General features: G+C 63.0%; 13 protein-coding genes. 8 read left to right on the forward strand and 5 right to left on the reverse strand.

The window, feature by feature from the left end:
* From AC1DT3_RS07100 to AC1DT3_RS07110, 3 genes are all read left to right on the forward strand, one after another.
* Nucleotides 1–212 (forward strand): hypothetical protein (locus AC1DT3_RS07100; protein WP_477464552.1); only part of this gene is annotated, 212 nt, incomplete at its 5' end.
* A gap of 274 nt (nucleotides 213–486) precedes the next feature.
* Nucleotides 487–699, forward strand: coding sequence for a DUF3126 family protein (locus AC1DT3_RS07105; protein WP_477464553.1), 213 nt, complete (start codon nucleotides 487–489; stop codon nucleotides 697–699).
* A 13-nt stretch (nucleotides 700–712) separates the two neighbouring features.
* Nucleotides 713–1,243, forward strand: coding sequence for a gamma carbonic anhydrase family protein (locus AC1DT3_RS07110; RefSeq protein ID WP_477464554.1), 531 nt, complete (start codon nucleotides 713–715; stop codon nucleotides 1,241–1,243).
* A 12-nt stretch (nucleotides 1,244–1,255) separates the two neighbouring features.
* On the opposite strand, the gene AC1DT3_RS07115 is transcribed toward AC1DT3_RS07110, so the two are convergent.
* The gene (locus tag AC1DT3_RS07115; RefSeq protein WP_477464564.1) at nucleotides 1,256–1,843 is read right to left on the reverse strand and encodes a transglutaminase-like cysteine peptidase; all 588 of its coding nucleotides are present in this window, start codon (nucleotides 1,841–1,843) and stop codon (nucleotides 1,256–1,258) included.
* A 371-nt stretch (nucleotides 1,844–2,214) separates the two neighbouring features.
* Here AC1DT3_RS07115 and AC1DT3_RS07120 point away from each other — a divergent pair, with 371 nt between their 5' ends.
* Nucleotides 2,215–3,030, forward strand: a complete 816-nt coding sequence (locus tag AC1DT3_RS07120; protein WP_477464555.1) for a rhomboid family intramembrane serine protease — start codon at nucleotides 2,215–2,217, stop codon at nucleotides 3,028–3,030.
* Nucleotides 3,031–3,173: 143 nt separating this feature from the next.
* Entirely contained in the window at nucleotides 3,174–3,605 is a 432-nt protein-coding gene (locus AC1DT3_RS07125) for a CBS domain-containing protein (protein WP_477464556.1), read from the forward strand.
* Here the strand turns inward: AC1DT3_RS07125 and AC1DT3_RS07130 are convergent.
* The 4 genes from AC1DT3_RS07130 to folE are packed head-to-tail and all read right to left on the reverse strand — an operon-like array spanning nucleotide 3,602 to nucleotide 7,033.
* The gene (locus AC1DT3_RS07130) at nucleotides 3,602–4,615 is read right to left on the reverse strand and encodes a patatin-like phospholipase family protein (protein ID WP_477464557.1); all 1,014 of its coding nucleotides are present in this window, start codon (nucleotides 4,613–4,615) and stop codon (nucleotides 3,602–3,604) included. The two genes, AC1DT3_RS07125 and AC1DT3_RS07130, sit on opposite strands and share 4 nt — an antisense overlap.
* A 49-nt stretch (nucleotides 4,616–4,664) precedes the next feature.
* On the reverse strand, nucleotides 4,665–5,897 hold the full coding sequence (locus AC1DT3_RS07135; protein WP_477464558.1) for an MFS transporter: 1,233 nt from the start codon (nucleotides 5,895–5,897) through the stop codon (nucleotides 4,665–4,667).
* A 21-nt stretch (nucleotides 5,898–5,918) separates the two neighbouring features.
* The gene (gene hisI, locus AC1DT3_RS07140; protein WP_477464559.1) at nucleotides 5,919–6,341 is read right to left on the reverse strand and encodes a phosphoribosyl-AMP cyclohydrolase; all 423 of its coding nucleotides are present in this window, start codon (nucleotides 6,339–6,341) and stop codon (nucleotides 5,919–5,921) included.
* A 53-nt stretch (nucleotides 6,342–6,394) separates the two neighbouring features.
* A complete protein-coding gene (gene folE, locus AC1DT3_RS07145; RefSeq protein ID WP_477464560.1) occupies nucleotides 6,395–7,033 on the reverse strand; it encodes a GTP cyclohydrolase I FolE in 639 nt (212 codons plus the stop codon).
* A gap of 152 nt (nucleotides 7,034–7,185) precedes the next feature.
* Between folE and AC1DT3_RS07150 the strand changes: the two genes are divergently transcribed.
* The 3 genes from AC1DT3_RS07150 to AC1DT3_RS07160 form a co-directional block, all read left to right on the forward strand.
* Nucleotides 7,186–7,629 carry an iron-sulfur cluster assembly scaffold protein gene (locus AC1DT3_RS07150; RefSeq protein ID WP_477464561.1) on the forward strand — a complete coding sequence of 148 codons (444 nt, stop codon included), beginning with the start codon at nucleotides 7,186–7,188 and terminating at the stop codon, nucleotides 7,627–7,629.
* Nucleotides 7,629–7,967, forward strand: a complete 339-nt coding sequence (yidD, locus tag AC1DT3_RS07155) for a membrane protein insertion efficiency factor YidD (RefSeq protein WP_477464562.1) — start codon at nucleotides 7,629–7,631, stop codon at nucleotides 7,965–7,967. Before AC1DT3_RS07150 ends, yidD begins: the two co-directional genes overlap by 1 nt.
* A 66-nt stretch (nucleotides 7,968–8,033) precedes the next feature.
* Nucleotides 8,034–8,336, forward strand: a 303-nt coding sequence (locus tag AC1DT3_RS07160) for a TGS domain-containing protein (RefSeq protein WP_477464563.1), incomplete at its 3' end; no start/stop codon positions are given.

Raw genomic sequence — 8,336 nt, forward strand, 5'->3', positions numbered from 1 at the left:
TCTCCGGCGTGTTCCTCGGCGCGAAGGCCAGCTCAATCACGATGCTCCTGACCGCCGCGATGGCGGTCATCTTCGCGGATCGGCTCTACCAGTGGGTTGAGAAGCCGATGATCAACGTCGGCCGTCGTTTGGTGGAGAAGCTTCGGTCGCATGGCGCACATGTGGCAAAACCGTTTCCGTCTGCGGTGGGCGTCGTGGCGAACGAGGCTTAAGCCAACACGGCGAGCGAGATCGTGATGGCGGCCCCCGGAGTTGGTCAAATGTTGGTAGTGCATGGAAACGGCCGACCCCTGACGGTGTGACGTTTCGGGAGAATTTATCGACGCTGGGGAACGCCGCGCTAATTCGTTATGGAAGGCATTTGAGGCATCCACATCGCCGGGCGCCGCTTGCGAGCGTCTCCCCGGCGTGGCAAGTGGGCTGCATCAGGTGGACAGCCTCAGGCGACGAGCGCTGCACCGCGCAATGTGATTGAAAGGATTCATCGTGGACAAGACCGAGATGGCGAAGGTCGAGCGTTACCTGCGTCAGACTTTCGCAAATGCCTCGATCCGTGTGGTCGGCCGCCCCAAGAAGACCGATTCCGCCGAGGTCTATATCGGCGAGGAGTTCGTTGGCGTCCTGTTCCTCGACGATGAGGACGGCGACAGGTCGTACAACTTCACCATGGCGATCCTCGACACGGATCTGGACGAATAGGGATTGGCGCCGCATGCCGCTCTACCGCCTCGACGACGTCGAGCCGTCCGTTCCTGAGGCGGGGCGGTTCTGGATCGCGCCCGATGCCCATGTCATCGGGCGAGTCAGCATCGGGCAGGATGTCGGGATCTGGTTTGGAGCGGTCATTCGCGGCGACAACGAGCCGATCAACATCGGCCACGGCACCAACATTCAGGAAGGCGCGCTGCTCCACACGGATCTCGGCGCGCCTTTGACCATCGGGGCCGGTTGCACCGTCGGCCATCACGCGATCCTGCACGGCTGCACGATCGGCGAGAACTCGCTCATCGGCATGGGGGCGACAATCCTCAACAAAGCGCGAATCGGAAAGAATTGTCTCGTCGGCGCCAATGCCCTGGTGACCGAGGGCAAGGAGTTCCCGGACAATTCGCTCATCGTCGGCGCGCCGGCGCGGGCCATCAAACCGCTGGACGAGGCGGCAATCGAGCGCCTGCGATGGTCGGCGCGACACTACATCGAGAACTGGAAGCGGTTCGCGACCCGCCTGACGCGGGTCGATTGAAGCCTATCGCGCTCAGCGATTCGCGGTCGTGGTCGGGGAGGTGGTGATTCCGCCGAGCGACACCCAGGCGACCGCGTCCTGGCTTTCACGTTTCACGAAGACGTAGCCGGTCTGGTCCCACGACAGAACGTTCGAGTGCTTGTTGTCGAGGACGTAGTCGCCGCGATCGGTGCGAACCACCAGAACGGCGTGACCTTCACCCAACTCGTCGATCACGACGGTCATCCGCATGGCGCGGCGGGACAGACCGAGGTCGGACAGGATCTTGCGCTTGAGGAGCTGAAAATCCTCGCAATCGCCTTTTCCATCCTCAGGAAGGCTCCAGCGATCCACGACGCCCCAATGATCCTGATCGGTGATCGCCTTGATCTCGTTGTTGATCCGCTTGTTGACCGAGACGATGTTGTTCCAGACCGACGAGGTCAAGGTGATCAACCGGGGTTCGGAGGGATCGAACGCGCATTCCCGCGGGTTGGCGTCGCAGAACTGGACCCATCCGAGGATCGGCCTGGCAGCCGCGCCTTTTTCGATCGGGAGTTCCGAAGACGGAAGGGATGCAAGCGTTTGCGCGGGAGCGGCGCCACTGAAAAGAAGTGYCATTCCGAGCACCGCTGCGGACAGCTTGGCCGTCAGGGCCCCGGCCTGTTTGCCGCCCAGCTTGATGCCGTTGAAAAGAGAGTGAGACATGCCCCGCACAGCCCGTTAAAGTTCTTTTAACCAAGCTGACACGGCCGCGCTAACGGCTCAAGAGTAAAGTAAAAGGTGAGTTAACGCGTCGCGGGTCGGACGGTTCCGAATATGGTTAACAAATTTTTCAATCCCTTTACGGCAAAGGCATATAGATGCTCGGGACTACGGCAAGGCCGCATGTCGCATCTGCTGAATACAGCCGAGCTTGTATCGGCCGATAAGGGCTTTTCCTTCTTGTTTTGTTAGCGGTCGCGGGTGCCGCCCCACCGTCGGATTCCTCAATGTTGACCACACCTTCCGCCTCTATTCGAGAGCCGATCTTCAAGTTGCCGCCAGTGGTCTTGTGGTCGGTGCTCATCCTTCTCGGCATCCATGCGGTTCGGATGTTTCTGTTGTCGGAGGAGACGGATCTCGAGTGGTTGTTCTCGCTCGCCGTCGTTCCAGCTCGGTGGGCGGTCGCGTATGGGGGTGTGCAGGCCGAGGACATCATCGCGTCGCTGCAGGGGACCGGTGACACCGAATCACTGCCGCTGGTCTTGGCGCGCTACGTGCTGAGCGAAGAGGGGGGAAAGCCCTGGACAGGCCTGACTTATACGCTCCTTCATGGCTCCTGGACGCACGTGATCCTCAACTCGGTCTGGCTCGCCGCGTTCGGCACGCCTTTGGCGCGCCGGTGTGGCGCAGGCCGGTACCTGCTGCTCGCCGCCGTCTCGGCCGTTGCCGGAGCGCTGGTCTATGTGCTCGTCCATCCATGGCAGGTCCTGCCGCTGATCGGGGCATCGGCGGCGGTGTCCGGCATGATGGCCGCTGCGGCATGGTTCATCTTCGCACCGGCGACGTTCCACGCGTCCGGCCGACTGAGCGAGCCGCATGAGCGCCACCGGGAAAGTCTGTCCAGCCTGATGTCCAACCGCCAGGTTCTGCTGTTTCTCGGCGTTTGGCTGGTGATCAACTATTTTTCGGATGCGTTCGCGCAGCCCCTCGGCGTGGCGGATGCGAGTATCGCATGGGAAGCGCATGTGGGCGGATTTTTCGCGGGGCTCATTCTTTTCCCGTTTCTCGATCCGATGGGCCATCGCGGTGCGCGCCGCGCTTGAAAAAACCGCCGATGTGAACCAACATCGATCAACTGACGCCGGGTCCAACTGCTTTCCGGCCGGTTCTGGGAAGCCGCGACCCGCCATTCAACGGATGTGAGATCGTTCAACGGTCTGCCGCATCCGTCCCAGCGGAGGCGCCCATGACTGTCGATCATATCCTTCTGAACAAGGGACGAAACGTCGTCACCATCGAGCCGACGAAGACGCTGTTGCAAGCGGCTGAGCTTTTGTCTCGCTGGAAAATCGGTGCGGTGATCGTGGCCGACGATCAGCAGCCGGTCGCGGGAATCATCTCCGAACGCGATATCGTCCGCGCGATCGCGGAGAAGGGCCCGGATGCGCTGAACGAGGCTGTCGTCCTGCACATGACGCGCCAGCTCGTCACATGTACGCGACGGGCGGACATCCCGAGCGTCATGGAAATCATGACTGAGAGCAAGATCCGTCATGTCCCGGTGATCGAGGAAGAGACGCTCCTCGGCATCATCTCGATCGGCGACGTGGTGAAGCATCGGCTTGCGGAGATCGAGGCCGAAACGCAAGCCATCAAGGAATATATCGCGAGCGCCTAATCCGCGGCGCCGGTCATTTCCTGAATCAGCTCCATGATGTCGGGCAAAGCGCGTTCCGCCGCCTGACGTCCGAGCGCGATGCATTCTTCCGCGCGATGGAATTCGAACAAGCCCATCTTGGCGAGCTTCGGTGCGATCATGATATCCGGCGGATCGCCGGCCAGTCGCGACCGGGCGATGCGGTCCTGCGTGATGTTGAACGCGTCGACCATGACGGACGCGATGCCGGGCGCATTGGGTTGGCGGACMTTCTTCGACGGTTTGGAGGAGGAGAACAGACCCCAGCGTCGAGGCTCTTCCAGATGCTCTTCGATGTCCTCTTCGTCCGTCCGCGTCGCGTCGTAGGACTGGATGACGGTGCCGCGCACGCGCACCTCGCCGTTGAGATTGACGCAGATCACGACATCGGCGCCAAGCGCGCGCGCAGCGGTGATCGGGATCGGATTGACCAATGCGCCGTCCATGAGCCAGCGTCCCCCGAGAAAGATCGGGTCGAAGATGCCCGGAAGCGCATAGGAGGCGTGCAGCGCCTGTACGAGCGGGCCCTTGGTCAACCAGACCTCATGGCCCGTGGCGAGTTCGGTGGCGATGGTGCAGAACTTGATCGGGAGTCCCTCGACCCGCTGGCCCGTCAGATCCGCTTCGAGCAGCCGCTGTAGCCGTCCGCCCCCGATCAGGCCCGATCCGGAAATGTGGAAATCCAGCAATCCCATCACGCGGCGCTTGGTCAGCGAGAGCGCAAAGGCTTCGATTGCATCGAGTTTGCCGGCAGCAAAACACCCGCCGACGACCGCGCCGATGGAACATCCGGCGATGACATCCGGCAGGATTCCGGCTTCCGACAGAACGCGCACGACACCGATATGCGACCATCCGCGCGCCGCGCCGCCGCCGAGAGCGAGGCCGATCCGAGGCTTGATGCGCGTTTCGCGCTCGACCGGCGCGTCCATCTTGCCGTCCCCGCCGCCTTCCAGCCCGACACTGCGTCGGGCGATGCCATCCCAAAACATAGCGTAGCTCCCAGGATGCCGGTAGTGTTCGCATGCCCTCATGAAGGGTCTATGAATAACGCGCCGGAATCGAATTGTTCTGTAATGTCGCAGCACCTCGCGAAGGGGGGTGCCGGAGCGCACGCTGCGACATCAGGACGATCACCGCGGCGCAGATCACCAGGCCACCAAGGGTTACCCGCAAGCCGAAATGATCGCCGCCAAAACCGATGAGTGGCGGACCCATCAACAGGCCGCCATAGCCGAGCGTTGCCACCATGGCGACGCCGACGCCCGGCGGAACGCCATCGACCTCCGCCGCGCTGCTGAACAACACCGGGACGGCGTTCGACAACCCCAACCCCACCAGCGCGAACCCGATCATGGCCGCTGTGGGCGTGGGAAACAGGATGGCGAGCATGAGCCCGAGACCAGCCAACCCGCCGCCAAGCTGTAACGTCAGGGCGCGACCTAACCGGGCGACGACGAAATCCCCCATGAAGCGGCAGATGGTCATCGTGAGCGAAAACGCGGCAAATCCCATCACCGCCGTTTGGAGCTCCGCGCCTGCGACGTTTCGCAGATAGATGGCGGTCCAATCCACCATGGCGCCCTCGACCACCATGCAGAGCATGGCGAAGATCGCGAGCGCCATCATGGCGCCGCGTGGCCAAGCGAAGGCGTGACCATCCGCGCCCCGTCCCGTCTCGGCCATCATCCAGAACCCCATGGCGGCAAACAGGAGCCCCATTCCGAGGCACGCCAAGAGAAGCGTCGCTTCGATCCCGACATCCGCGCCGATGAGCAGGGCTGAAATCGCGGCGCCGGCGAGTCCGCCGAGGCTGAAGAACGCGTGAAACGACGACATGATCGGCGCGTTCCAGGCCTTCTCCACCACCGTCGCGTTCGTGTTCATGGCAACATCCATCGCCCCGTTGCACGCCCCGGCGACGAGTGAAGCGGCGATGAGAAGGGGGAGGCTCGGCGCAAGCCCCGGCATGAAAAGGGCGATCGAGAAGGCGATTCCGGCGGTGATGGTGATGCGCCGGCTCGTGCGGCGCGTCGAAAGCCAACCGACGATCGGCATCAGAGCGACGGCGCCCAGGCCGAAGGCGAGCAGAGCGAGACCGAGCTCACCGTCGGACAAGGCGAGCTTCGCCTTGAAGCGTGGCAGTTGCGAAGCCCAGGTGCCGATGCCGAAGCCGTTTCCGAGGAAGACGGCGCTCGTGGCGATGCGGGCTTTGAGAATTTCGCGCTTTGTCATTGGCGGGTGATAGACGGTCTTTGCGTCTATTTCACCCATCCAATTCCGCAGGGCTGACCGTCAGATTTCGGAAATCGTGAGACGCGTCCCTTCACCGAAGGCGCGATCGACCACCCGATAGAAGCAGGATCGCCTGCCGGTGTGGCAACAGCCGCCGTCGCCCGCGACGTCGACTTTGAGCCAAAGGGCGTCCTGGTCGCAATCGATGCGCATTTCGGCGATCGTCTGGATCTGGCCGCTCGTCGCGCCCTTGTGCCAGAGTTCGCCGCGCGACCGCGACCAATACCAGGCCTCGCCGGTCTCGATCGTCTTCGCCAGCGCGTCCGCGTTCATGTGCGCGACCATCAAGAGCTGGCCCGTTTTCGCATCGGTGGTGACGCACGTGATCAGGCCGTCGGCGCCGAAACGCGGAGTCAGGGTCGCGCCCTCCTCCAGATCGGCCTTGGAGCCGGGAGCGGAAAACGGCGGATGATTGGCGCACATGAGCGATCTCGAAAAAGGAGCGTGCCTTCGAATGCCGCCGATCGCGCCTGGTTTCAAGCCTTGCCGTGCCGCACGAGGGTCATAAAGCGGGCCTGTTCCGCAAGGTCGTCCGCGAAAGCGCCCAGAAACTGGCTCGTGATCGTCGCCGAGCCCGCCTTGCGGACGCCGCGCATCGACATGCACAAGTGCTCGGCCTCCAGCATTACCCCGACGCCTTTCGGACGCAGCGCCCGCTCCAGCGCCGTGGCGATCTGAACCGTCATGGTCTCCTGGGTCTGGAGGCGTCGCGCAAAGACATCGACCAGACGAGCGATCTTGGAGAGGCCGACGACCCCGCCCGTGGGATAATAGGCGATGTGCGCGACCCCGAAGAAGGGCACCAGGTGATGCTCGCAATGGGAATAGAACGGGATGTCGCGCACCAGCACCAGGTCGTCGTAGCCTTCGACCTCGTTGAACACCTTGTCGAGCAGGATTTCGGGATCCTCCCGATAGCCCGAATAAAAGTCGTCGAACGCTTTCGCCACGCGGGCCGGCGTCTCTTTCAATCCCTCCCGGTCCGGATCGTCTCCAGCCCACCGGATCAGGGTCTTGACGGCCGCCTCGACTTCCTCGCGCTTCGGGCGCGCCACGGCTGGCGGCGGTTTAGGCGGTGTTTCATCGGTGCCGAAGGACTTAACCACATGATCCATGTGGAGCCTCTCAGGTTTGCCGGGCGACCCCGGTCGGTTTCTCGCCCCCAGTGCAGCTCCGCCCCGCGGACGCGGGTCGCAGAGTGCGGTCATAGTGATTATATTGGGCGCAGGACACCGAAAGTCATCTCCGGATCATCTCACAGCGCAGCATGCTCAACGACATCTACAATCGACGGATCCTCGAACTGGCGGCGAATATTCCTCACCTCGGCCGGCTGACGGATCCTGACGCGAGCGCGACAGCCCATTCCAAGCTGTGCGGTTCGACCGTGACCGTCGATCTCAAGCTTAAGGGCGACGTGGTGACCGAATTTGCTCATGAAGTGAAGGCCTGCGCGCTCGGCCAAGCCTCTTCCGCGATCATGGCGAGCCTCGTGGTCGGATCCACGGCAGGCGAGCTGCGCGCCGTGCGAGAGGTGACGAGCCGCATGTTGAAGTCCGAGGGCGAGCCGCCGACCGGGCGGTGGGCGGAGATCGAGATCCTGGAGCCGATCAGGTCCTTCCGGGCCCGTCACGCTTCGGTTCTGCTCACCTTCGACGCGGTGGTGGACGCCATCGATCAAATCGAACACCGCGCCGGACAGAGGGCTTGATGGCCAGCGCCGTTCGGCAGGTGGCCCATTGGGCCATTCGCGGGTACCAACTGACGCTCTCGGGGCTGATCGGCCGGCAATGTCGCCATCTCCCGTCTTGCTCCGAGTACACCGACGAGGCGATCCAACGACATGGTTTTTGGCCGGGCGGTTGGATGGGTTTCGCACGAATTTGCCGATGTGGCCCGTTCGGCACGTCGGGTCTGGATCTCGTTCCCGAAACATTGCCCGAGCGCGCGGGCTGGTATAAGCCCTGGACTTACGGTCGCTGGCGGGGCGTGAATGCCCCTGCGATCACCTGCGAGGCGGTCGAACCTGACGGCGGCGCCCTGCATTGAACCTCACAAGACCGTCGGCCCCAGCTTACCTGCTCCGTTGGCAGGAGTGAGCATGAGAGAAGATTGATGATTACCCTGACATTCCCCGATGGCGCCGCGCGCCAGTTCAACTCCGGCATTTCCGGCCGCGAGATCGTCGAAGGCATCGCGAAATCGCTCGCCAAACGCACTGTCGCCATGGCGCTCGACGGCACCGTTACGGATCTCTCCGATCCGATCACGCGTGACGCGAAGATCGAATTCCTCAACCGTGAAGACCCGCGCTCGCTGGAGCTGATCCGGCACGATTGCGCGCACGTTCTCGCGGAAGCCGTCCAGGCGCTGTATCCCGGGACGCAGGTGACCATCGGCCCGGTCATCGAGAACGGC

Source organism: Microvirga sp. P4_G7, from assembly GCF_056401005.1.

Coding starts and splice junctions, on each gene's coding strand:
- AC1DT3_RS07110 (WP_477464554.1), top strand. CDS start 713: ATGCCGCTCTACCGCCTCGACGACGTCGAGCCGTCCGTTCCTGAGGCG.
- AC1DT3_RS07120 (WP_477464555.1), top strand. CDS start 2,215: ATGTTGACCACACCTTCCGCCTCTATTCGAGAGCCGATCTTCAAGTTG.
- AC1DT3_RS07125 (WP_477464556.1), top strand. CDS start 3,174: ATGACTGTCGATCATATCCTTCTGAACAAGGGACGAAACGTCGTCACC.
- AC1DT3_RS07135 (WP_477464558.1), bottom strand. CDS start 5,897: ATGGGTGAAATAGACGCAAAGACCGTCTATCACCCGCCAATGACAAAG.
- hisI (WP_477464559.1), bottom strand. CDS start 6,341: ATGTGCGCCAATCATCCGCCGTTTTCCGCTCCCGGCTCCAAGGCCGAT.
- folE (WP_477464560.1), bottom strand. CDS start 7,033: ATGGATCATGTGGTTAAGTCCTTCGGCACCGATGAAACACCGCCTAAA.
- AC1DT3_RS07150 (WP_477464561.1), top strand. CDS start 7,186: ATGCTCAACGACATCTACAATCGACGGATCCTCGAACTGGCGGCGAAT.
- yidD (WP_477464562.1), top strand. CDS start 7,629: ATGGCCAGCGCCGTTCGGCAGGTGGCCCATTGGGCCATTCGCGGGTAC.